Consider the following 23,754-nt stretch of genomic DNA (forward strand, 5'->3'; position numbering starts at 1 on the left):
ATCAAATGTGGGAGCGAGCCTGCTCGCGAAGAGGGTGTATCAGTCGACATGAATATTGACTGATACACCGCGTTCGCGAGCAGGCTCGCTCCCACAGTTTGGTTTTGGGTCAGCCCAAGAGATCGCGCAGGACCCGGGTGAAGGCTCGGGCGCTGTCCTCTTCGCCGGCATGCCGGCCATCGCGCACCACCCACTGACCATTGACCAGCACATCGCGCACCTGGCGATCGCCGCCGGCGAACAACCAGCGATTGAGAATCCCGTCGCCATTGGCAGTCGCCAGATACGGATCGTTGCCATCCAGCACAATCCAGTCCGCGCGCTTGCCCACTTCCAGAGCGCCAATTGGCTGCCCCAGCGCCTGTGCACCGCCGTCCAGCGCGGCGCCATACAGGGTGCGACCGACCATCGGCTGCTGCGCGCCATACAAGCGATTGCGCCGCTGATCGCGCAGGCGCTGGCCATATTCCAGCCAGCGCAACTCTTCCACTACGCTCAGCGACACATGGCTGTCGGAGCCAATGCCCATGCGCCCGCCCTGGGCAAGAAAGTCCACCGCCGGGAAAATTCCGTCGCCCAGATTCGCTTCAGTGGTCAGACACAGCCCGGCGATCGCGCGACTGTTGGCCATCAGCGCGACTTCTTCCGGGTTGGCGTGGGTGGCGTGGACCAGGCACCAGCGCTGATCGACTTCGGTGTTTTCGTAAAGCCATTGCAATGGGCGCCGACCGCTCCAACTCAGGCAATCATCAACTTCCTTCTGCTGCTCGGCGATGTGGATGTGCACCGGGATTTGCTTGTCGCTGGCGGCGAGCACTTCGCTGATCTGCTGGGGCGTGACCGCGCGCAGCGAGTGGAAACACAGGCCCAGCGATTGCGCTTTTTGCTGTGCCAGTAATGGCTGCAGACGCGCTTGCAGATTCAGATAATTCTCGGTGCTGTTGATAAAACGACGCTGGCCGTCGTTGGGTATCTGCCCGCCGAAACCGGAATGGCTATAGAGCACCGGCAGCAGGGTCAGACCGATACCGCTTTCGCTCGCGGCCTGACTGATGCGCAAGGCCAGTTCGGCCGGATCGGCGTACGGCTGACCATTGCTGTCGTGGTGCACGTAGTGAAATTCGGCGACTGAGGTGTAACCGGCCTTGAGCATTTCGATGTACAGCTGACGGGCGATGATGCCGAGCTGATCGGGGCTGATTTTTCCGACGAGGCGGTACATCAGATCGCGCCAGGTCCAGAAACTGTCGTTGGGGTTGCCGGCCACTTCGGCCAATCCAGCCATGGCGCGCTGGAAGGCGTGGGAGTGCAGATTTGGCATCCCCGGCAGTAACGGCCCGCGCAGCCGCTCGGCCTCGTCTGCGCTGGAATCGGCCTGGATTCGGGTCAACAGGCCATCGGCGCTGACCTCGAGACGTACATTGTTGGCCCATCCCTCAGGCAGCAGTGCGCGTTCGGCAAAGAAGGCGGACATCGTTCGGCACCCCATCGTGTGTTATTTGTATATACATATACAGACGTTTGCCTGCCCGGTAAACTCCGGCAAGCTAGTCACTTTCATCCAATGAACAGGGATCAACCGTGCCGACTCCGCCTCCAGTTTCTCCGTTGGCCGCGAACATGGGCGACAGTCCGGCGCCTTTGTACGCCCGCGTCAAACAGATGATTACCCAGCAGATCGACAGCGGTAACTGGCCGCCGCACTACCGCGTGCCGTCCGAAAGCGAACTGGTCAGCCAGCTCGGCTTCAGCCGCATGACCATCAACCGCGCCCTGCGCGAGATGACCGCCGACGGCCTGTTGGTGCGCATGCAAGGCGTGGGCACGTTTGTCGCCGAGCCGAAGAGCCAGTCTGCGCTGTTCGAAGTGCACAACATCGCCGATGAAATCGCCTCGCGCGGCCATCGCCACACCTGCCAGGTCATCACCCTCGAAGAAGAGGCCGCCGGTTCCGAACGCGCGCTGGCGCTGGACATGCGCGAAGGTCAGAAGGTCTTTCACTCGCTGATCGTGCATTACGAAAACGACATTCCGGTGCAGATCGAAGACCGTTTCGTCAACGCCCTGGTCGCGCCGGAATACCTCAAGCAGGATTTCACCCTGCAAACGCCCTATGCCTATCTCAATCAGGTCGCGCCGCTGACCGAGGGCGAGCACGTGGTCGAAGCGATTCTTGCCGAGCCGTCGGAGTGCAAGTTGCTGCAGATCGAAAAGGGCGAGCCGTGCCTGCTGATTCGTCGACGTACGTGGTCGGGGCGTCAACCGGTGACGGCGGCGCGTTTGATCCACCCCGGTTCGCGTCATCGTCTGGAAGGGCGCTTTCATAAATGAATTATCAAATTAAGGTTCTACGCGCCGAAGGCTACCCACGCATGCCGTGGAAAAACGGCGGCGGCAGTACCGAGGAAATCACCCGTGATGCCGGCGCTGGCCTGGACGGTTTCGGCTGGCGTCTGTCGATCGCCGACATCACCGAATCCGGCGGTTTCTCGACATTTGCCGGATACCAGCGAGTCATCACTGTGTTGCAGGGCGACGGCATGACCTTATGCGTCGACGGTGACGATACCCGGCCATTGTTACCCTTGGACCCGTTTGCTTTCAGCGGCGAAAGCCAAGTGTCCTGCACCTTGCTCGGCGGTGCGATTCGCGACTTCAATCTGATCTACGCGCCGCAACGTTACAGTGCGCGATTGCAGTGGCTGGACGGCGAGCAGCGGTTCTTCAGCTCGGCATCAACGCTGCTGGTGTTCAGTGTCAGTGAGCGGATGGACGCGCGTGTTGGCGACGGCGTTTCGCAGCTCGGTCGGCATGATTGCCTGCAACTGGACGGTAACAGTGGGCTGGTCGAAGTCTCCACCAACGCCGCATGCTGCGTGATCGAACTCCTTCAGAACTGAACACACCCCTGTGGCGAGGGGATTTATCCCCGCTGGGCTGCGCAGCAGACCGCCTTTTTAATCAAGAATGGGGCCGCTTCGCGACCCAGCGGGGATAAATCCCCTCGCCACCAAAGCCATCCCCACTCTTGTTTCCCTTCACGCACCAACTTGTTACCGAACGCCCCAGCGTGGCGCAAAACCCCTGCTCACGCCGCTAAGCCCCGCCTCCCTCAAATACACCTCAGAAAAATTTCATCCACGCCAGAACCCCCGATTCAGGCGCTCTACAGCCTCGCCCATGATTTTTCTTGAACGCCGATCCAACAAGTTGGCCGCTTGATTGCATATGCTTGTATGTACAAGTAAAGACGTATGCGTATGAGTCGGTCGAGACTCTCCGCAGCGTCCACTGATTCGCTTGTCGCGCAGCACAGCGCGCAGGCTGCTGCCCACTGCCAGGGTTGGTTTGAATTGATCGCTGAGGAGTCTTTTTCGTGACTGACAATACCCAGAACAGCAACAAGTTTCGTGACGTGCAGATCCGCGCCGCACGCGGTAACACGCTGACCGCCAAGAGCTGGCTGACTGAAGCGCCGCTGCGCATGTTGATGAACAACCTCGACCCGGAAGTCGCCGAGAACCCGAAAGAATTGGTGGTCTATGGTGGCATCGGCCGCGCTGCGCGGAACTGGGAGTGCTACGACAAGATCGTTGAAAGCCTGACTAATCTGAACGACGACGAAACCCTGCTGGTGCAGTCGGGCAAGCCGGTCGGCGTATTCAAGACTCATAGCAACGCGCCGCGCGTGCTGATCGCCAACTCCAACCTGGTGCCGCACTGGGCGAGCTGGGAACACTTCAACGAACTCGACGCCAAAGGCCTGGCCATGTACGGCCAGATGACCGCCGGCAGCTGGATCTATATCGGCAGCCAGGGCATCGTTCAGGGCACCTACGAAACCTTCGTCGAAGCCGGCCGCCAGCATTACAACGCTGACCTCAAGGGTCGCTGGGTGTTGACCGCCGGCCTCGGTGGCATGGGCGGCGCGCAACCGCTGGCCGCCACCCTGGCCGGCGCCTGCTCGCTGAACATCGAATGCCAGCAGGTCAGCATCGATTTCCGCCTGAAAAGCCGTTACGTCGATGAGCAAGCCAAAGACCTCGACGACGCTCTGGCGCGCATCGACAAATACACCAAAGAAGGCAAAGCGATTTCCATCGCCCTGCTCGGCAACGCGGCGGAAATCCTGCCGGAACTGGTCAAGCGCGGCGTGCGCCCGGACATGGTCACCGACCAGACCAGCGCCCACGATCCGCTCAACGGCTACCTGCCGGCTGGCTGGAGCTGGGACGAATACCGCGCCCGCGCCAAGACCGAACCGGCCGCTGTGATCAAAGCCGCCAAGCAGTCGATGGCGGTGCATGTGAAAGCCATGCTGGAGTTCCAGAAGCAGGGCATTCCGACCTTCGACTATGGCAACAACATCCGCCAAATGGCTCAGGAAGAAGGCGTCGAAAACGCTTTCGATTTCCCGGGCTTCGTGCCGGCCTACATCCGTCCGCTGTTCTGCCGTGGCATCGGCCCGTTCCGTTGGGCGGCGCTGTCGGGTGATCCGCAGGACATCTACAAAACCGACGCCAAGGTCAAAGAGTTGATCCCCGACGACGCGCATTTGCACAACTGGCTGGACATGGCCCGCGAGCGCATCAGCTTCCAGGGTCTGCCGGCGCGTATCTGCTGGGTCGGTCTGGGCCAGCGCGCCAAGCTCGGCCTGGCCTTCAACGAAATGGTCCGTAGCGGTGAGCTGTCGGCCCCGGTGGTGATCGGCCGCGACCACCTCGACTCCGGCTCGGTGGCCAGTCCCAACCGCGAAACCGAATCGATGCAGGACGGTTCCGACGCCGTCTCCGACTGGCCGCTGCTCAACGCACTGCTGAACACTGCCAGCGGCGCGACCTGGGTCTCCTTGCACCACGGCGGCGGCGTCGGCATGGGCTTCTCGCAGCATTCGGGGATGGTGATCGTCTGCGACGGTACTGACGAAGCGGCCGAGCGCATCGCGCGCGTGCTGCATAACGACCCGGCGACTGGCGTCATGCGCCATGCCGATGCCGGTTACCAGATCGCCATCGACTGCGCGAAAGAGCAGGGGCTGAATCTGCCGATGATCACTGGCGGGTAACACGCTCTGGTTTTATGTGGGAGCGAGCCTGCTCGCGAAGGCGTCGTGTCAGTCGCTACTGCTGTGACTGATACACCCGATTCGCGAGCAGGCTCGCTCCCACAGAGGAATTTCAGTGAACCCGAATAGCAATCCACAGAGGTTGAATCATGGCGGTTAACAACGAACGTGCAGGCAGTACACCGTTGATCGAAAGGCGTTCGATCGACTACATCCCGGAAGCGGAAAGACACGGTCGTCTGTTCAGCCAGTTCACCCTGTGGATGGGCGCCAACCTGCAGATCACTGCGATCGTCACCGGGGCGCTGGCCGTGGTGCTTGGCGGTGATGTGTTCTGGTCGTTGATCGGTCTGCTGATCGGCCAACTGCTCGGCGGTGGTGTGATGGCGCTGCATGCCGCGCAAGGGCCGAAACTGGGCCTGCCGCAAATGATCTCCAGCCGCGTGCAATTCGGCGTTTATGGCGCGGCGATTCCGATCGTGCTGGTGTGCCTGATGTACCTGGGTTTCACCGCCACCGGTACGGTGCTCTCCGGGCAGGCGCTGGGGCAGTTGTTCGGTGTTAGCGACAGTGTTGGCATCCTGATTTTCGCCAGTGTCATCGTGCTGGTCACAGTGCTCGGCTATCGGGTGATCCACTGGATCGGCCGCGTCGCCAGCGTGGTTGGCGTGATCGCTTTTGTGTTCCTGTTCTGGCGGCTGATGAGCCAGACCGACGTCGGCGCACTTCTGCAGATACGTCATTTCAGCTGGAGCAGTTTCCTCCTGGCGGTGTCGCTGGCGGCGTCCTGGCAGATCGCTTTCGGCCCGTATGTAGCGGACTACTCGCGTTACCTGCCGAGCGCCACTTCATCGGTGAAAACTTTTTTCGCCGCTGGCGCAGGTTCGGTGATTGGCGCCCAAGTGGCGATGATCCTTGGTGTGTTTGCCGCCGCTTCGGCCGATGGTCAATTCGCCGGTCACGAAGTCGCTTACATCGTTGGTTTAGGCGGCACCGGCGCCACCGCCGCGCTGCTGTATTTCAGCATCGCGTTCGGCAAAGTGACCATCTCGACGCTGAACTCCTACGGCAGCTTCATGTGCATCGCCACCATCATCAGTGGCTTCAAAGGACACCTGACGGTTACCCGCATGCAGCGCCTGGTGTTCGTGCTGTTCATCGTCGGCGCGGCAACCCTGATTGCCCTGCTCGGACAGCACTCGTTCCTCGGTGCGTTCAAGTCGTTCATCCTGTTTCTGCTCGCCTTCTTCACCCCGTGGAGCGCGATCAATCTGGTCGACTACTACTGCATCACCCGCGAGCGCTACGACGTGCCGGCGCTGGCCGATCCGAACGGTCGCTACGGACGCTGGAACCTGCTCGGCATCAGTGTCTATGTGTTCGGTGTACTGGTGCAGCTGCCGTTCATCTCGACCAAGTTCTACACCGGGCCGCTGGTGGCAGCGCTGGGGGATGTGGATATCTCTTGGATCATCGGCCTGGTTCTCCCGGCCGCCGTCTATTACTTCTGCGCAAAGAAATGGCACAGCGCAGTGCCCGATCGCCTGATTCTGCCGGTCGAGCCGAACAGCACCCAACAAGCAAAAACGAGCGGGGCCGGTCGCGCTGCGGCGCAGGCCTGATCTGGACGTGGACCAGGCTGGATGCCTCTTGAACTGCCGTAAGCCCATTCATGATTAGGAGCGTCACGACAATGAAATCGAACAAGACCCTGCTGACCACATTGCTGTCCATGGGCCTGTTGGCCAGTGCCGGTGCGACGCAAGCCGCCGGCTGGTGCGAATCGGGCAAACCGGTGAAATTCGCCGGGCTGAACTGGGAAAGCGGCATGCTCCTGACCGACGTGCTGCAAGTGGTGCTGGAGAAAGGTTACGGCTGCAAGACCGACAGCCTGCCGGGCAATTCCATCACCATGGAAAACGCCCTGAGCAGCAACGATATTCAAGTGTTCGCCGAAGAGTGGGTCGGCCGTAGCGAGGTCTGGAACAAGGCCGAGAAGGCCGGCAAGGTCGTCGGCGTAGGTGCTCCGGTGGTGGGCGCGGTCGAAGGCTGGTACGTGCCGCGTTACGTGATCGAAGGCGACGCCAAGCGCAAGCTCGAGGCGAAAGCCCCGGACCTGAAAAACATCGCTGACCTGGGCAAGTATTCCGCCGTGTTCAAGGACGCCGAAGAGCCGTCCAAGGGCCGCTTCTATAACTGCCCGGCCGGCTGGACCTGTGAGCTCGACAACAGCGAAATGCTCAAGAGCTACGGCCTGGAAAACAGTTACACGAACTTCCGCCCGGGCACAGGCCCCGCGCTGGATGCGGCGGTGCTGTCGAGCTACAAGCGCGGCGAGCCGATCCTCTTCTACTACTGGTCGCCGACGCCGCTGATGGGCCAGATCGATGCAGTCAAACTGGAAGAGAAACCCGGCGTCGACAAGACCGTCAGCATCAAGGTCGGCCTGTCGAAAACCTTCCACGACGAAGCCCCGGAACTGGTCGCCGTGCTGGAAAAGGTCAACCTGCCGATCGACCTGCTCAATCAGAACCTCGGGCGCATGGCCAAGGAACGTATCGAGTCGGCAAAACTGGCGAAAATCTTCCTCAAGGAACATCCTGAAGTCTGGCACGCATGGGTGAGCGACGACGCAGCCAAGAAAATCGACGCGGCCTTGTAGGTCAGGTTTCCCGGCTGCCAGCACGGCAGCCGGACGCTTGATCGCAACCCCTTGATTGAGAGTCCCTTATGTTTCCCGAAAGCTTTACCTTTTCCATCGCCGACTGGGTCAACGGTTGGGTCGATTCGCTGGTGACCAACTACGGCGACGTGTTCCGGCATATCTCCGACACGCTGCTGTGGGCCATCGTCAGTCTCGAAGGTTTGCTGCGTGCGGCGCCGTGGTGGTTGATGCTGGCAATCGTCGGTGTCATCGCCTGGCACGCCACGCGCAAAGTCGTGACCACCGCCGTGATTGTCGGTCTGTTGTTTCTGGTGGGTGCGGTCGGCCTCTGGGACAAACTCATGCAGACCCTGGCGCTGATGATGGTCGCGACGATCATTTCGGTGCTGATCGGCATCCCGCTGGGGATCCTCTCAGCGCGCAGCAATCGTCTGCGTTCGGTGCTGATGCCGCTGCTCGATATCATGCAGACCATGCCGAGTTTCGTGTACCTGATCCCGGTACTGATGCTGTTCGGTCTGGGCAAAGTACCGGCGATTTTCGCCACGGTGATCTACGCCGCGCCGCCGCTGATTCGCCTGACCGACCTCGGTATTCGTCAGGTCGACGGTGAAGTGATGGAAGCGATCAACGCCTTCGGCGCCAACCGCTGGCAGCAGCTGTTCGGCGTGCAACTGCCGCTGGCGCTGCCGAGCATCATGGCCGGGATCAACCAGACCACGATGATGGCCCTGTCGATGGTGGTGATCGCCTCGATGATCGGCGCCCGCGGCCTCGGTGAAGACGTACTGGTGGGGATTCAGACCCTCAACGTCGGCCGGGGTCTCGAAGCCGGGCTGGCGATCGTGATTCTCGCGGTGGTCATCGACCGCATCACTCAAGCGTACGGTCGGCCACGCCATGAGGTGAGCAAATGAGCAATGCAAGCGTGAGCAAGATCGAAGTACGCAACGTCTTCAAGATTTTCGGCAACCGCGCCAAGGATGCGCTGGCCATGGTCGGCCAGGGCAAGAGCAAGGATCAGGTGCTCAACGAAACCGGTTGCGTGGTCGGCGTGAACGACTTGTCGCTGAGCATCGGCACCGGCGAAATCTTTGTGATCATGGGCCTGTCCGGCTCGGGCAAATCCACCCTGGTACGGCACTTCAATCGCCTGATCGACCCCACCAGCGGGGCGATTCTGGTCGATGGCGAGGACATCCTGCAGTACGACATGGACGCCCTGCGCGAATTTCGTCGGCACAAGATCAGCATGGTGTTCCAGAGCTTCGGCCTGCTGCCGCACAAGACCGTGCTCGATAACGTCGCCTACGGCCTGAAAGTACGTGGCGAAAGCAAGCAGGTCTGCGCCGAGCGCGCACTGCACTGGATCAACACCGTCGGCCTCAAGGGCTACGAAAACAAATACCCGCACCAGCTCTCCGGCGGCATGCGTCAACGTGTCGGCCTCGCCCGTGCATTGGCGGCGGACACCGACATCATCCTGATGGACGAAGCGTTCAGTGCGCTGGACCCGCTGATCCGCGCCGAGATGCAGGACCAGTTGCTGGAACTGCAAAAGACCCTGCACAAAACCATCGTCTTCATCACCCACGACCTCGACGAAGCCGTGCGCATCGGCAATCGCATCGCGATTCTCAAGGATGGCCGGTTGATCCAGGTGGGTACGCCAAGAGAGATCCTGCACTCGCCGGCGGATGAGTACGTTGACCGGTTCGTACAGCGGCGGGCGGCGGTGGTGTGACGCTGAGTGGCCGTTGTGGTGAGGGGATTTATCCCCGTTCGGCTGCGAAGCAGTCGTAAAACCGGCCACTGCGGTCTGTCTGACGGATTTGCGGGCATGGTTTGGGGCGGCTTCGCCACCCAACGGGGATAAATCCCCTCACCACAGGGTTACCGGCATCAACAGAATTGGTATGAGGTTAGAGATGTCCCAGGCTGAAAAAATCGTTATCACAGGCAGCCCTCTGCGTTGGCAGGACGTGGTCGCTGTCGCCCGTCACGGTGTGCCGCTGGAACTGTCCAGCGACACCTGGGCGCGCATCGACAACGCTCAGGCCATCGTTCAGCGCATCGTCGCCAGCGGCGAGCGCGCCTATGGCGTCAACACCGGTCTGGGCGGTCTGTCCAACGTCTCGCTGCAGGACGAACAGCTCAGCCAACTCTCGCGCAACACCTTGCTCAGCCATGCCTGCGGTGTCGGCCCGGTGCTCAGCGACGAGCAGACCCGCGCAATCATCTGCGCCGCGATCCACAACTACAGCCACGGCAAATCCGGCCTGCATCGGCGTGTGGTCGAAGGGCTGCTGGCGCTGCTCAATCGCGGCATCACCCCGCAGGTGCCGTCGCAGGGTTCGGTGGGTTACCTGACGCACATGGCGCACATCGGCATCGCGCTGCTCGGCGTTGGCAATGTCAGTTATCGCGGGCAGATCATTTCGGCGCAACAGGCGCTGGCCGAAGAGGGCCTGCAACCTGTGCAGCTCGGCGCGAAGGATGGCTTGTGTCTGGTCAACGGCACGCCGTGCATGACCGGCCTCAGTTGCCTGGCGATTGCCGACGCCACGCGGCTGCTGCAATGGGCCGATGTCATCGGTGCGATGAGTTTCGAAGCCCAGCGCGGCCAGATCGATGCGTTCGATACCGAGATCATCGCGCTCAAGCCGCATCCCGGAATGCAGCAGGTCGGCATCAATCTGCGCGCCTTGCTCGATGGCAGCGAAGTGATCGCCGCGAGCAAAGGCATTCGCACTCAGGATGCGCTGAGCATTCGTTCGATCCCGCAGGTCCACGGCGCCTCGCGTGATCAACTGGAGCATGCGATCAAACAGGTCGAAGCGGAGCTGAACGGCTGCACTGATAACCCGTTACTGCTGGGCACGCCGGACAATTTTCGGGTGATGTCGCAGGCCAACCCGCACGGTCAATCCGTGGCGATGGCGGCGGATCTGCTGGCGATTGCCATGGCCGAAATCGGCTCGATTGCCGAGCGTCGTCTCGATCGTCTGGTCAACCCGCACGTCAGCGGTCTGCCGGCGTTTCTGGTGGCCAATCCCGGGGTCAACTCGGGGATGATGATCGTGCAATACGTCGCCGCATCGCTGTGTGCGGAAAACCGCCAATTGGCGCAACCGGCGGTACTCGACAACTACATCACCTCGGGCCTGCAGGAAGATCACCTGAGCATGGGCACCAACGCCGCGCTGAAGCTGCATCGTGCGCTGGAAAACTGCACGCAGATCCTCGCGATTGAATATTTGCTGGCGGCGCAGGCGTTTGAATTCCTCAAGGAACAGCGCTTTGGCGTGGGCACTGACCGCGCGTGGAAACTGCTGCGCGAAACGGTCCCGGCCTACGATCAGGATCGCTGGCTGGCGCCGGACATCGCTGCCGCTGCGACTGTATTGAAAGACCCGAATCTGCCGCACAACCTTTTACCGAATTTGCACTGACAACTACCCATACCAGCGTGCCAAGGCGTGGATCGTTCACAAGACGAGAAGCGACGGATAACGGAATGCTCCGGAGCGACTGGTAGTTAATAACAATGCCTGACAGGAGCATTTTAATGACTGCGCTGAATCTGATCCCCGGCCAACTGAGCTTGGCCCAACTGCGTGACGTCTATCAGAACCCGGTCACACTGACCCTCGACAACAGCGCCAGCGCGCAGATCGAGGCCAGCGTCGCCTGCGTCGAGCAGATCCTCGCCGAGAACCGCACCGCCTACGGCATCAACACCGGTTTCGGCCTGCTGGCCTCGACGCGCATCGCCAGTGAAGACCTGGAAAACCTGCAGCGTTCGCTGGTGCTCTCGCACGCGGCCGGGGTCGGCCAGCCGATCAGCGATGAGCTGGTGCGACTGATCATGGTGCTCAAGGTCAACAGTCTCAGCCGTGGTTTTTCCGGCATCCGTCGGCAGGTGATCGATGCGCTGATCGCGCTGATCAATGCCGAGGTCTATCCGCACATTCCGCTGAAAGGTTCGGTCGGTGCGTCGGGGGATCTGGCGCCGTTGGCGCACATGTCGCTGGTGCTGCTGGGCGAGGGCAAGGCGCGCTACAAGGGCGAATGGCTTGAAGCCACCGAAGCACTGAAAGTCGCCGGCCTGGCGCCGCTGACTTTAGCGGCTAAAGAAGGTCTGGCGCTGCTCAACGGTACCCAGGTTTCCACAGCCTTTGCCCTGCGCGGTTTGTTCGAAGGCGAGGATCTGTTTGCCGGTGCAGTGGCGCTGGGCAGTCTTACCGTAGAAGCCGTGCTCGGTTCGCGCTCGCCGTTCGACGCGCGCATTCATGCCGCACGTGGGCAGAAAGGGCAGATCGATGCCGCTGCGGCCTATCGCGATCTGCTCGGTGAGCGCAGCGAAGTCTCCGCCTCGCACCAGAACTGCGACAAGGTCCAGGACCCGTACTCGCTGCGCTGCCAGCCGCAAGTCATGGGCGCCTGCCTGACCCAGTTCCGTCAGGCCGCTGAAGTGCTGGCAGTGGAAGCCAACGCGGTTTCCGACAACCCTTTGGTATTCGCCGCTGAAGGCGACGTGATTTCCGGCGGCAACTTCCACGCCGAACCAGTGGCCATGGCTGCTGACAACATGGCATTGGCCATCGCTGAAATCGGCTCGCTGAGCGAACGCCGCATCTCGCTGATGATGGACAAGCACATGTCGCAACTGCCGCCGTTCCTGGTGGCCAATGGCGGGGTGAACTCCGGTTTCATGATCGCCCAGGTCACCGCTGCGGCGTTGGCCAGTGAAAACAAGGCGCTGTCCCATCCACATTCGGTGGACAGCCTGCCGACCTCGGCCAACCAGGAAGATCACGTATCGATGGCCCCGGCCGCCGGCAAGCGTCTGTGGGAAATGGCCGAGAACACTCGCGGGATTCTCGCCGTGGAATGGCTGGCGGCGGTGCAGGGGCTGGATCTGCGCAACGGTCTGAAGACCTCGCCGAAGCTGGAACAGGCACGGGCAATCTTGCGCAGGGAAGTGCCGTTTTATGAGAAGGACCGGTTCTTTGCCCCGGACATCAATGCTGCGACTGAATTGCTGGCTTCGCGGTGTTTGACAGAGCTGGTGCCGGCGAAGCTTTTGCCGAGCCTGTAAAAACCAACCCTCACCCCAGCCCTCTCCCGGAGGGAGAGGGAGCCGATCTCTGCGAGTTTCAAGACCTGAGTTCGGCTCAAGACTCTCAGGTCGATGTAGCTCGACAGAACAACACGGTCAGTCCCCTCTCCCTCTGGGAGAGGGCTAGGGTGAGGGGCTTTTGAGGCTGCTCACCATACAAACCCAAACGGAGGCCAACAGTGAAAACCCTCTGGCAACACTGCCACGTCGCAACCATGGCCAACGGCGCCTATTCGATCATCGAGGATGCCGCGATCGTGACGTCCGGCTCGCTGATCGAGTGGATCGGCCCACGCACTCAATTGCCGTCCGGCGAATACCCGGCGGTCAATGACCTGCAAGGCGCGTGGGTCACGCCCGGGCTGATCGACTGCCACACCCACACCGTGTTCGGCGGCAACCGCAGCGGCGAGTTCGAGCAGCGTCTGCAAGGCGTCAGCTATGCCGAGATCGCCGCGCAGGGCGGCGGCATCGCCAGCACCGTGCGCGCCACTCGCGAAGCCACTGAGGACGAGCTGTTCGCCAGCGCCGCCAAACGCCTGAAAAGCCTGATGCGCGACGGCGTGACCACGGTGGAAATGAAATCCGGCTACGGTCTCGATCTGGCCAACGAGCGCAAGCTGCTGCGGGTCATCCGGCGCTTGGCCGAAGAGCTGCCGATAAGTGTGCGCAGCACTTGCCTGGCGGCGCACGCCTTGCCACCGGAGTACAAGGATCGCGCCGACGATTACATCGATCTGGTCTGCGAGCAGATGCTCCCGGCCCTTGCCGCCGAAGGTTTGGTCGATGCCGTGGATGCGTTCTGCGAATACCTGGCGTTTTCGCCGGAGCAGGTCGAGCGGGTCTTCGTCGCCGCGCAACAACTCGGACTGCCGGTGAAGCTGCACGCCGAGCAATTGTCCTCGCTGCACGGCTCCAGCCTCGCCGCACGCTACAAAGCCTTGTCCGCCGATCATCTGGAATTCATGGACGAGGACGATGCCATCGCCATGGCCGCTGCCGATACCGTCGCCGTGCTGCTGCCGGGCGCGTTCTACTTCCTGCGCGAAACCCAATTGCCGCCGATGGACGCGCTGCGCAAACACAAGGTGAAGATCGCCATCGCCAGCGACCTCAACCCCGGCACCTCGCCGGCGCTGTCGTTGCGTCTGATGCTGAACATGGCCTGCACCTGTTTCCGCATGACCCCGGAAGAAGCTCTGGCCGGGGCGACCATCCATGCCGCGCAGGCGCTGGGCATGGCGCAGACCCATGGCTCGCTGGAGGTCGGCAAAATCGCTGATTTCGTGGCGTGGGACATCGAGCGTCCGGCGGATCTGGCCTATTGGCTCGGTGGCGATCTGGACAAGCGCATCGTGCGTCACGGCGTTGAATCGAATTTATAGGAGGGCGGTTGTGGACAAGGTTCTGAGTTTCAAACAAGGCCGCGTGCCGCTGCTGATCAGCATGCCCCATGCGGGCGTGCGTCTGACCTCGGCGGTCGAGGCCGGGCTGATCCCCGCGGCGAAAAGCCTGCCGGACACCGACTGGCATATTCCGCAGCTCTACGATTTTGCCGAGGAGCTGGGCGCCAGCACCCTGGCCGCCGAGTATTCGCGTTTCGTCATCGACCTCAATCGGCCGTCCGACGACAAGCCGTTGTATGCCGGGGCGACCACCGGGTTGTATCCGGCGACGTTGTTCGACGGCATTCCGTTGTTTCAGGAAGGTCTGGAACCGTCGAAAGAGGAGCGCGCGACTTACCTGGAGCAGATCTGGACGCCGTATCACCGCACCTTGCAGCAAGAGCTGGCGCGACTGAAAGCCGAATTCGGCTACGCGCTGTTGTTCGATGCGCACTCGATCCGCTCGATCATTCCGCACCTGTTCGACGGCAAACTGCCGGACTTCAACCTCGGCACCTTCAATGGCGCCAGTTGTGATGCGCAACTGGCCAGTCAACTGGAAGCCATCTGCGCGCAGCACGAGCAGTTCACCCATGTGCTCAACGGTCGCTTCAAGGGCGGACACATCACCCGCCAATACGGCGACCCGGCGCAGAACATCCACGCCGTGCAGCTGGAACTGTGCCAGTCCACCTACATGGAAGAGTTCGAACCGTTCCGCTACCGCGCCGACCTGGCCGAACCGACGCGGGTGGTGCTCAGGGAATTGCTGCAGGGCTATCTGGCCTGGGCAAAATCTCACTACAGCGCCTAACCCCTGTGGGAGCGAGCTTGCTCGCGAAGGCGTCCGTTCAGCCGACAACCAGGCCGAATGACACACCGCGTTCGCGAGCAGGCTCGCTCCCACAGGATCGCGTTCAGCCCGTGAGGGTGATGGCTGACAAACGGTGACAGCGCACAGGCATGCTCATTGACGCAAATCGGGTTTATGATGCCCAACGGCAGAATAATACGAGTCCCCCCAGGGATGACCTCGACCCCTTACGGAGCGCGCAATGCAGACTTTGTTTCCGCAGATCAAACCCCACGCCCGGCATGATCTGGCTGTCGATGACACCCATACGCTGTACGTCGATGAAAGCGGCTCGCCGGAGGGTTTACCGGTGGTGTTCATCCACGGTGGCCCCGGCGCCGGCTGCGACGCCCAGAGCCGACGCTATTTCGATCCGAATCTGTATCGCATCGTCACCTTCGACCAGCGCGGCTGCGGTCGCTCGACGCCGCACGCCAGCCTGGAAAACAACACCACCTGGGATCTGGTCGAAGACCTTGAGCGCATCCGCAAACACCTGGGCATTGAAAAATGGGTGTTGTTCGGCGGCTCCTGGGGTTCGACCCTGGCGCTGGCCTACGCGCAAACCCACCCGGAGCGGGTGCATGGCCTGATTCTGCGCGGGATCTTTCTCTGCCGTCCGCAGGAAATCGAATGGTTCTATCAGGCCGGCGCCAGCCGTCTGTTCCCCGATTACTGGCAGGACTACATCGCGCCGATCCCGCTGGACGAGCGCGACGACCTGCTCAACGCTTTCCACAAACGCCTGACCGGCAACGATCAGATCGCCCAGATGCATGCGGCGAAGGCGTGGTCGACCTGGGAAGGGCGCACCGCGACCCTGCGGCCGAACCCGCTGGTGGTCGATCGTTTCTCCGAGCCGCAACGCGCGCTGTCGATCGCGCGGATCGAATGCCACTACTTCACCAACAATGCCTTCCTTGAGCCGAACCAGTTGATCCGCGACATGGGCAAGATCGCTCATCTGCCCGGCGTGATCATTCACGGTCGCTACGACGTGATCTGCCCGCTCGACAACGCCTGGGAATTGCACCAGGCCTGGCCCAACAGCGAATTGCAGGTGATCCGCGACGCCGGCCACGCCGCATCCGAGCCGGGCATCACCGATGCGCTGGTGCGCGCCGCGAGCAAAATGGCCCAGCGCCTGCTCGACCTGCCGCTCGAAGAAGCATGAAGGCGCTGTTGCAACGCGTACGTGGTGCGCGGGTAGAGGTCGCCGGCGAGGTAGTCGGCGCGGTCGATCAGGGTTTGCTGGTGCTGGTGGCGGTAGAACCCGACGACACGCGTACCAGCGCCGACAAACTTCTGCATAAGCTGCTTAACTATCGGGTATTCAGTGACGCCGAGGGCAATATGAATCTGTCCTTGGCGGATGTGGGTGGCGGGTTGCTGCTGGTCTCTCAGTTCACCCTCGCCGCCGACACCAAAAGCGGCCTGCGTCCGAGCTTTTCCACGGCTGCACCGCCGGCGCTGGGTGAAGAATTGTTCGACTATTTATTGAGTCAGGCGAAACAGGTGCATGGCACTGTGGCATCAGGTAGATTCGGCGCCGATATGCAGGTGCACCTGGTCAACGATGGCCCGGTAACCTTCCTGTTACAGACCTGACAGTGCCTGAAACACCTTTTTCGGAAATTTCGACTGTTTTTAGGCTGTTTTCGCGATAAATACTTTGTTACCCCTGATGCGTTGTCATCCGGGCTACTAGATAATCGCGCGCTGCGGGGATCGACATTCGTTGATCCGTTTTGACTTAGGTAGAGACTTGTCTGGATCCGATTGGGGAATCATTTTGCCCCGGCGGAGTCGGAACAATGCTCGCCAACTTGGCAAGGGTGCCCTGAAAGGTCGGTTTTTCATTGCCGAAAACCCTAAAGGCACTTCATCTGGCCGTTGGTTTATTGATCTGTTTTCGGCGAGGGTTGCTCGTGATTGTTAGTCCCTGTAATGCAGCAAAAATGTCTGCCAAACGCATGCGAAGTGCTCTGGTAGCGGGTTCGGCGCTCCTGTGCCTGCTCAGCGCCGGTCAGCTTTGGGCGTTCAATCTTGACGACGTATCGGCCAAGGCCAAAGAGCTGGCCGGGCAGAAGTTCGAAGCCCCGCGCAGCAACCTGCCGAACGAATTCCGCGAAATGAAGTTCGCGGACTACCAGAAGATCCGCTTCCTCACCGAAAAGGCTGAGTGGGCCGATCAGAAGACGCCGTTCAAACTCTCCTTCTATCACCAGGGTATGCATTTCGATACGCCGGTGAAAATCAACGAAATCACCGCAAACACTGTCTCGGAAATCAAATACGATCCGAGCCGCTTCGATTTCGGCGATCTGAAATTCGATCCGAAAGCCACCGAGCAACTGGGCTACGCCGGTTTCCGTGTGCTGTATCCGATCAACAAGGCCGACAAGCAAGACGAGATCATGACCATGCTCGGCGCGAGCTACTTCCGCGTCGTCGGCAAGGGCCACACCTACGGTCTGTCGGCCCGTGGTCTGGCGATCGATACTGCGCTGCCGTCGGGTGAAGAGTTCCCGCGTTTCCGCGAGTTCTGGATTCAGCAGCCCAAGCCGGGCGACAAACACCTGGTGATCTTTGCTCTGCTCGATTCACCGCGCGCCACCGGTGCCTACCGTCTGATCCTGCGTCCGGGCAGCGACACCATCGTCGACGTCAAGGCGCAGATGTTCCTGCGTGACAAGGTCGGCAAACTGGGTATCGCGCCGCTGACCAGCATGTTCCTGTTCGGCGCCAACCAGCCGTCGAAAGTACTCAACTACCGTCGTGAACTGCACGACTCCAGCGGTCTGTCGATCCATGCCGGCAACGGCGAGTGGATCTGGCGTCCACTGAACAACCCGAAACACCTGGCTGTGAGCAACTTCAGCGTCGAGAACCCGCGTGGTTTCGGTCTGCTGCAGCGTGGCCGTGACTTCAGCCACTACGAAGACCTCGACGACCGCTACGACAAGCGCCCAAGCGCCTGGATCGAGCCGAAGGGCGAGTGGGGCAAGGGTACTGTCGATCTGGTAGAGATTCCGACCGCTGACGAAACCAACGACAACATCGTTGCGTTCTGGAGCCCGGAAAAAATGCCGGAGCCAGGCCAGCCGCTGGACTTCGCCTACCGCATGCACTGGACCATGGACGAAGCAGCACTCCACGCGCCGGACAGCGCCTGGGTTGCGCAAACCCTGCGTTCGACCGGTGACGTCAAGCAATCGAACCTGATCCGTCAGCCCGATGGCAGCGTGGCCTATCTGGTCGACTTCGAAGGCCCGTCGCTGGCGGCCCTGACGCCGGATGCCGACGTGCGCAGTCAGGTCAGCGTCGGTGACAACGCCGAACTGGTCGAGAACAGCGTGCGCTACAACCCGGAAACCAAGGGTTGGCGTTTGACCCTGCGGATGAAGATCAAGGATCCGAGCAAAGCGACCGAGATGCGCGCCGCCCTGGTTCAGCCGGTAGTCACCGCAGATCTGGGCAAATCGGTGCCGGCGTCCAATTCGTCGGTCGCCAAGGCCGACAAGGTTGCCGCCAAGCAACAGGAAAAACTCGACAAGGAAGCCAAGGCCGCCGAAGCCAAACAGGCTGAAGCCAAGCCTGCAGCCGACGCCAAGGACAAGGCCAACAAAGACGCCAAGCAGCCAGTCGCTGCCGACGCGGCCCCAGCCACACCGGAATCGGCGCCGACTGAAGAAGTCCTGACCGAGACCTGGAGCTATCAGTTGCCTGCCGATGAGTAACTCACAAGTACAGCCAGAGACTTTGTCCGAGTATCTGGCGCATCTGCCGATGACCGACGAGCAACGCGCGGAACTCGCGGGTTGCCAGTCGTTCAGCGAGCTGCATGAACGCCTGTCGTCCTCGACATTCGACGCCCCTGCCGAAGCCGCCCAGGCTTCGGTGGGCAAGCGTCTGACCTTGAGCACTGCCGAAGAACTGGCCGAAGCGGAAATGCTGGTGCTCGACGCCAGTGGTCGGGTCAGCCTCAAGGCCACTCCACCGATCCGCCGCACCAAGGTCGTGCCGGAGCCATGGCGCACCAATATCCTGGTGCGTGGCTGGCGCCGTCTGACCGGGCGCACCAACCCGCCGCAGCCGCCGAAGGACGCCAACGTCCTGCCGGCCGCCCGTTGGCGCACCGTCGGCTCGATCCGTCGCTACATCCTGTTGCTGCTGATGCTCGGCCAGACCATCGTCGCCGGCTGGTACATGAAAGGCATCATGCCGTACCAGGGCTGGTCGTTCGTCGATCTCGATGAAGTCCTGCATCAGCCGCTGCTGCAAACCGCCACGCAAGTGCTGCCGTACGCGCTGCAAACCAGCATCCTGATTCTGTTCGGGATTCTCTTCTGCTGGGTATCGGCCGGTTTCTGGACCGCGCTGATGGGCTTCCTCGAGTTGCTCACCGGCCACGATAAATACCGTATCTCCGGGAAAAGCGCCGGTAACGAGCCTATTCCCAAAGATGCGCGTACTGCGTTGGTGATGCCGATCTGCAACGAAGACGTGCCGCGCGTATTTGCCGGTCTGCGTGCTACGTTCGAATCGGTCGCCGCCACCGGTGATCTGGATCGCTTCGACTTCTTCGTCCTCAGCGACAGTAACGACACCGATATCTGCGTCGCCGAGCAGCAGGCCTGGCTGGATGTCTGCCGTGAAGCCAAGGGCTTCGGCAAGATCTTCTATCGCCGTCGTCGCCGTCGTGTGAAACGCAAGAGCGGCAACCTCGACGACTTCTGCCGTCGTTGGGGTGGTGACTATAAGTACATGGTCGTGCTCGACGCCGACTCGGTGATGAGCGGCGAGTGCCTGACCAGTCTGGTACGTCTGATGGAAGCCACGCCGGACGCCGGGATCATCCAGACCGCGCCGCGTGCCTCGGGCATGGACACCCTGTATGCGCGCATGCAGCAGTTTGCGACCCGCGTGTATGGCCCGCTGTTCACTGCCGGTCTGCACTTCTGGCAGTTGGGTGAATCCCACTACTGGGGTCACAACGCGATCATTCGCATGAAGCCGTTCATCGACCACTGCGCCCTCGCGCCGTTGCCGGGCAAGGGCGCGTTTTCCGGTGCGATCCTTTCCCACGACTTCGTCGAAGCTGCGCTGATGCGCCGTGCCGGTTGGGGCGTGTGGATTGCCTACGATTTGCCGGGCAGTTACGAAGAGCTGCCGCCGAACCTGCTCGACGAACTCAAGCGTGACCGGCGCTGGTGCCATGGCAATCTGATGAACTTCCGCCTGTTCCTGGTCAAGGGCATGCACCCGGTGCACCGCGCGGTGTTCCTCACTGGCGTGATGTCCTACCTATCGGCGCCGTTGTGGTTCTTCTTCCTGGTGTTGTCGACCGCGCTGCTGGCGGTGAACACGCTGATGGAGCCGCAGTACTTCCTCGAACCGCGCCAGCTCTATCCGCTGTGGCCACAATGGCACCCGGACAAGGCCATCGCGCTGTTCTCGACGACCATCGTGCTGCTGTTCCTGCCGAAGCTGTTGAGCATCATCCTGATCTGGGCCAAGGGCGCGAAAGAGTTCGGCGGCAAGTTCAAGGTGACCCTGTCGATGCTGCTGGAGATGCTGTTCTCCATGCTGCTGGCGCCGGTGCGGATGATTTTCCACACCCGCTTCGTCCTCGCCGCGTTCCTCGGCTGGGCCGCGACCTGGAACTCGCCGCAGCGTGACGACGACTCGACGCCGTGGAGCGAAGCGGTCAAGCGCCACGGTCCGCAGACGTTGCTGGGCTTCTTGTGGGCGCTGCTGGTGATCTGGCTGAACCCGAGCTTCCTCTGGTGGCTGGTGCCGATCGTCGGTTCGCTGATGCTGTCGATCCCGGTATCGGTGATCTCCAGCCGTGTCGGCCTGGGCCTGAAGACCCGTGACGAGAGCCTGTTCCTCATCCCCGAGGAATACAATCCGCCACAGGCCTTGCTGGCAACCGATCAGTACACCCACGAGAACCGTTATCACGCCCTCAACGACGGCTTCGTCCGCGCCGTGGTCGATCCACAGCAGAACGCCCTGGCGTGCTCGCTGGCGACCTCGCGTCACGGCCAGGCCGAGCCGATCGAGTGGCTGCGCCAGGAACGTGTGCGTCACGCGATCAAGGTCGGCCCGGCGGGGCTGAACAACCATGATCGTCTGCAACTGCTCAGCGACCCTGTAGCACTGGCACGTCTGCATGAGCAGGTCTGGGCCGAAGGTCACGCCGAGTGGCTGGACGCCTGGCGCGCCTCGGTGAAAGCCGATCCGCATGCGCCGTTGCTGCCGCTGCGACCGGTGAGCTTGCAGGCTCAGCCGGCCTGATGAGAAAACCCCGCTGATTCAGCGGGGTTTTTTTATGTCCGCTGATTTGCGAACAAATCCGGAAAAAGCCTAAAACCAGTGCATAGCATCCGTCGCCAAATTGGCGCGCCCGTTACCTACGACGCGCAAACCGCGCCGCTGCCTTCGCGAGCAGGCTCGCTCCCACCTTGGAATGCGTTTCCCTGTGGGAGCGAGCCTGCTCGCGAATGGCATCACCTCGGTTACAGGCGAACCGAGGTTGTGCATCAACTCAGACTTTGAAACGGCCTACCAGCATCTGCAGATGCGTGCCCAGTCGCGCCAGTTCAACGCTGGATGCGGCAGTCTCCTCACTCGCCGCCGAGGTCTGATCGGACACGTCGCGAACGTTCAGCACGCTGCGATTGATCTCTTCGGCCACGGCGCTCTGCTGCTCGGCGGCTGCGGCGATCTGCTGGTTCATCGCCTGGATCGCCGACACGGTGCGGGTGATGCTTTCCAGCGAACCACCCGCACGCCGAGTCAGTTCGACGCTGCTGTCGGTAAGGCTGCGGCTGTTGTCCATGATCGTCGCCACTTGCTGGGTGCCGTTTTGCAGGCCGACGATCAGCTCTTCGATCTCTTCGGTGGACTTCTGCGTGCGCTGGGCGAGGCTGCGCACTTCATCGGCAACCACGGCGAAACCACGTCCGGCTTCCCCGGCACGCGCGGCTTCGATGGCCGCGTTGAGGGCCAGCAGGTTGGTTTGCTGGGCGACCGACTTGATGACGTCGAGGACGCTGCCGATCTTGTCGCTTTCGCGCTTGAGCTCGCCCATGGCTTCTGTGGAATGGCCGACCTCAAGCGCCAGACGCTCGATCTGCGCGATCGCTTCGCCGACGACCTTGTCGCCTTCACGGGCCTGTTGATCAGCGGCGACAGCGGCCTCGGAAGCTTCTTCAGCGTTGCGTGCGACTTCCTGCACGGTAGCGGCCATTTCGTTCATGGCGGTGGCGACCTGATCGGTCTCGACCTTCTGATTGTTGACCCCGGCGCTGGTCTGCTCAGTCACCGCCGAAAGCTCTTCAGCGGCGCTGGCGATCTGCGTGACGCCGTCGCTGATACCGCCGATCAACTCGCGAAGGCCCTGGGTCATGCTTTGCATCGAGCGCTGCAATTGACCGAGTTCATCGCGACGCAGGGAAACCAGGTTGTGGGTCAGGTCGCCGGCGGCCACGCGCTCGGCGACTTTCAGGGTCTGGGTCAGCGGAATGATGATTTGCCGAGTGATCGCCCAAGCCGCAATCAGACCGAAGGCCAGTGCCAGCGCAGTGGCGACCAGCAGCATGTTCTTGGCATGGGCAGCATCGGTGTCGCGCACCACGGTTTGCGATTCAGTGAGCTTCTTGCTGGCCGCGATCAGGATGTCGCCCTGAGCCGACATGTTGGCCAGTGCGGCGGTGTTCTTGACCTGTGAATCGCGGAACTGAGCGACGGCGGCGCGATAGGCCTTGAGCGAGTCGGTGGCCTGCTGCAGGTTGGCGATGTGCTGCTCTGGCACTCGGGTCGGCAGGCTTTCGAGGTTTTTCAGGGCGTTGTCGATGGCGGTCAGCGCCGGTTGCTCGGCATCGGCCTTGCCGCTGTAGGTGTAGCCGCGCACTTGATAGCGCGCTTGCTGGAGCAATTTGCTCATTTCGATCACTGCGTTGTATTGCGCGACGCTGTCGCCTTGCAGCAGCGCACTTTCAACTTCGCCGACCTTGGCTACCGCGTTGTCAGCGTTGGCGCCAAGCTTGCTGCGCGCGTCTTCACGCTGCACCGTGGCCTGGGTCATTTCGCCAAAGGCGCGTTTGTATTCGGCAACCGCAGCAAGTTGTTGATCGACCATCGCCACATCTGACGGCTGCTCGATCATGCCGCGTGCCGATTGCAGACCGCTTTCGAGTTTGCTGAGCAATTCATTGACCGCGCCCGGACCCTGTTCGCCACGACGCATGTCGTAGTCCATGCGCGCCAGGCGCAGGTCTTTGGTCAGCTCGTTGAGGCTGGAAATGAAGCCAAGCTTGTCGCCACGGCTGATGATGCCGCTCATGCCGGTCCAGCCAGTGAAAGTGATCAACAGCGTGAGCAACAGCACCAGGCCGAAACCGATGCCCAGCTTGCGTTTGACGCTGACGTTTCCAAGACTCTCGGCTAACCAACGGTACATGCGACCACTCCCTTCGGACCACTAAATTGGACTTATAGGGGTTGTATCGGCTGGGTGATGGCAATCTGTAACGCCACTTGTCTGCGCCCCATAGGAGCTTGTAGGAGCCTGTAGGAGCTGACGAGTGCAACGAGGCTGCGATCTTTTGATTTTGCTTCTAAAAAAACAAGGTCAAAGGATCGCAGCCTCGTTGC

General features: G+C 61.4%; 17 protein-coding genes. 15 read left to right on the plus strand and 2 right to left on the minus strand.

The window, feature by feature from the left end:
• Positions 1 to 109 precede the first annotated feature (109 nt).
• Positions 110 to 1,474, minus strand: a complete 1,365-nt coding sequence (locus PS14A_RS01100; protein ID WP_212615089.1) for a formimidoylglutamate deiminase — start codon at positions 1,472 to 1,474, stop codon at positions 110 to 112.
• Positions 1,475 to 1,620: 146 nt separating this feature from the next.
• On the opposite strand from PS14A_RS01100, the gene hutC reads away from it, so the two are divergent.
• The 15 genes from hutC (at position 1,621) to mdoH (ending at position 21,393) form a co-directional block, all read left to right on the plus strand.
• Positions 1,621 to 2,331: a histidine utilization repressor gene (gene hutC, locus PS14A_RS01105; RefSeq protein WP_162803449.1), complete on the plus strand. Its 711-nt coding sequence runs from the start codon at positions 1,621 to 1,623 to the stop codon at positions 2,329 to 2,331.
• Complete coding sequence (locus tag PS14A_RS01110; protein WP_212615090.1) at positions 2,328 to 2,900, plus strand: HutD family protein; 573 nt, start codon at positions 2,328 to 2,330, stop codon at positions 2,898 to 2,900. The genes hutC and PS14A_RS01110 overlap by 4 nt, the downstream gene beginning before the upstream one ends.
• A 476-nt stretch (positions 2,901 to 3,376) precedes the next feature.
• Positions 3,377 to 5,065 (plus strand): urocanate hydratase, encoded by a 1,689-nt coding sequence (hutU, locus tag PS14A_RS01115; RefSeq protein ID WP_016772090.1) that lies wholly within the window; start codon positions 3,377 to 3,379, stop codon positions 5,063 to 5,065.
• Positions 5,066 to 5,214: 149 nt separating this feature from the next.
• On the plus strand, positions 5,215 to 6,687 hold the full coding sequence (locus PS14A_RS01120; protein ID WP_212615091.1) for a cytosine permease: 1,473 nt from the start codon (positions 5,215 to 5,217) through the stop codon (positions 6,685 to 6,687).
• A 71-nt stretch (positions 6,688 to 6,758) separates the two neighbouring features.
• On the plus strand, positions 6,759 to 7,727 hold the full coding sequence (locus tag PS14A_RS01125; RefSeq protein WP_071174126.1) for an ABC transporter substrate-binding protein: 969 nt from the start codon (positions 6,759 to 6,761) through the stop codon (positions 7,725 to 7,727).
• Between the two features lie 68 nt (positions 7,728 to 7,795).
• Positions 7,796 to 8,647, plus strand: a complete 852-nt coding sequence (locus PS14A_RS01130; RefSeq protein ID WP_016772087.1) for a proline/glycine betaine ABC transporter permease — start codon at positions 7,796 to 7,798, stop codon at positions 8,645 to 8,647.
• Positions 8,644 to 9,474 carry a glycine betaine/L-proline ABC transporter ATP-binding protein gene (locus tag PS14A_RS01135; protein WP_016772086.1) on the plus strand — a complete coding sequence of 277 codons (831 nt, stop codon included), beginning with the start codon at positions 8,644 to 8,646 and terminating at the stop codon, positions 9,472 to 9,474. The genes PS14A_RS01130 and PS14A_RS01135 overlap by 4 nt, the downstream gene beginning before the upstream one ends.
• Positions 9,475 to 9,658: 184 nt before the next feature.
• Positions 9,659 to 11,182, plus strand: coding sequence for a histidine ammonia-lyase (gene hutH / locus PS14A_RS01140; RefSeq protein WP_212615092.1), 1,524 nt, complete (start codon positions 9,659 to 9,661; stop codon positions 11,180 to 11,182).
• A 116-nt stretch (positions 11,183 to 11,298) separates the two neighbouring features.
• A complete protein-coding gene (hutH, locus tag PS14A_RS01145; protein WP_212615093.1) occupies positions 11,299 to 12,831 on the plus strand; it encodes a histidine ammonia-lyase in 1,533 nt (510 codons plus the stop codon).
• A gap of 200 nt (positions 12,832 to 13,031) precedes the next feature.
• Positions 13,032 to 14,237, plus strand: a complete 1,206-nt coding sequence (gene hutI, locus PS14A_RS01150) for an imidazolonepropionase (RefSeq protein ID WP_212615094.1) — start codon at positions 13,032 to 13,034, stop codon at positions 14,235 to 14,237.
• Between the two features lie 10 nt (positions 14,238 to 14,247).
• On the plus strand, positions 14,248 to 15,051 hold the full coding sequence (hutG, locus tag PS14A_RS01155) for an N-formylglutamate deformylase (protein ID WP_212615095.1): 804 nt from the start codon (positions 14,248 to 14,250) through the stop codon (positions 15,049 to 15,051).
• 241 nt (positions 15,052 to 15,292) lie between these two features.
• On the plus strand, positions 15,293 to 16,264 hold the full coding sequence (pip, locus tag PS14A_RS01160) for a prolyl aminopeptidase (protein WP_073471584.1): 972 nt from the start codon (positions 15,293 to 15,295) through the stop codon (positions 16,262 to 16,264).
• A complete protein-coding gene (dtd, locus tag PS14A_RS01165) occupies positions 16,261 to 16,698 on the plus strand; it encodes a D-aminoacyl-tRNA deacylase (protein WP_212615096.1) in 438 nt (145 codons plus the stop codon). Before pip ends, dtd begins: the two co-directional genes overlap by 4 nt.
• A 350-nt stretch (positions 16,699 to 17,048) precedes the next feature.
• Entirely contained in the window at positions 17,049 to 18,830 is a 1,782-nt protein-coding gene (locus PS14A_RS01170; protein WP_160768503.1) for a glucan biosynthesis protein G, read from the plus strand.
• Positions 18,823 to 21,393: a glucans biosynthesis glucosyltransferase MdoH gene (mdoH, locus tag PS14A_RS01175; RefSeq protein ID WP_212615097.1), complete on the plus strand. Its 2,571-nt coding sequence runs from the start codon at positions 18,823 to 18,825 to the stop codon at positions 21,391 to 21,393. The genes PS14A_RS01170 and mdoH overlap by 8 nt, the downstream gene beginning before the upstream one ends.
• A 250-nt stretch (positions 21,394 to 21,643) precedes the next feature.
• Here mdoH and PS14A_RS01180 read toward each other — a convergent pair whose 3' ends face one another.
• Entirely contained in the window at positions 21,644 to 23,560 is a 1,917-nt protein-coding gene (locus tag PS14A_RS01180) for a methyl-accepting chemotaxis protein (protein ID WP_212615098.1), read from the minus strand.
• Positions 23,561 to 23,754: the final 194 nt, after the last annotated feature.

This window comes from Pseudomonas sp. 14A (genome assembly GCF_018132745.1).
Lineage (GTDB): Bacteria > Pseudomonadota > Gammaproteobacteria > Pseudomonadales > Pseudomonadaceae > Aquipseudomonas > Aquipseudomonas mercuritolerans.

What these genes read in the sequence shown, in the direction of transcription:
- PS14A_RS01100 (WP_212615089.1), bottom strand. Translation starts at nt 1,474, where the DNA reads ATGTCCGCCTTCTTTGCCGAACGCGCACTGCTGCCTGAGGGATGGGCC.
- hutC (WP_162803449.1), top strand. Translation starts at nt 1,621, where the DNA reads ATGGGCGACAGTCCGGCGCCTTTGTACGCCCGCGTCAAACAGATGATT.
- PS14A_RS01110 (WP_212615090.1), top strand. Translation starts at nt 2,328, where the DNA reads ATGAATTATCAAATTAAGGTTCTACGCGCCGAAGGCTACCCACGCATG.
- PS14A_RS01120 (WP_212615091.1), top strand. Translation starts at nt 5,215, where the DNA reads ATGGCGGTTAACAACGAACGTGCAGGCAGTACACCGTTGATCGAAAGG.
- PS14A_RS01125 (WP_071174126.1), top strand. Translation starts at nt 6,759, where the DNA reads ATGAAATCGAACAAGACCCTGCTGACCACATTGCTGTCCATGGGCCTG.
- PS14A_RS01130 (WP_016772087.1), top strand. Translation starts at nt 7,796, where the DNA reads ATGTTTCCCGAAAGCTTTACCTTTTCCATCGCCGACTGGGTCAACGGT.
- PS14A_RS01135 (WP_016772086.1), top strand. Translation starts at nt 8,644, where the DNA reads ATGAGCAATGCAAGCGTGAGCAAGATCGAAGTACGCAACGTCTTCAAG.
- hutH (WP_212615092.1), top strand. Translation starts at nt 9,659, where the DNA reads ATGTCCCAGGCTGAAAAAATCGTTATCACAGGCAGCCCTCTGCGTTGG.
- hutH (WP_212615093.1), top strand. Translation starts at nt 11,299, where the DNA reads ATGACTGCGCTGAATCTGATCCCCGGCCAACTGAGCTTGGCCCAACTG.
- pip (WP_073471584.1), top strand. Translation starts at nt 15,293, where the DNA reads ATGCAGACTTTGTTTCCGCAGATCAAACCCCACGCCCGGCATGATCTG.
- dtd (WP_212615096.1), top strand. Translation starts at nt 16,261, where the DNA reads ATGAAGGCGCTGTTGCAACGCGTACGTGGTGCGCGGGTAGAGGTCGCC.
- PS14A_RS01170 (WP_160768503.1), top strand. Translation starts at nt 17,049, where the DNA reads ATGTCTGCCAAACGCATGCGAAGTGCTCTGGTAGCGGGTTCGGCGCTC.
- mdoH (WP_212615097.1), top strand. Translation starts at nt 18,823, where the DNA reads ATGAGTAACTCACAAGTACAGCCAGAGACTTTGTCCGAGTATCTGGCG.
- PS14A_RS01180 (WP_212615098.1), bottom strand. Translation starts at nt 23,560, where the DNA reads ATGTACCGTTGGTTAGCCGAGAGTCTTGGAAACGTCAGCGTCAAACGC.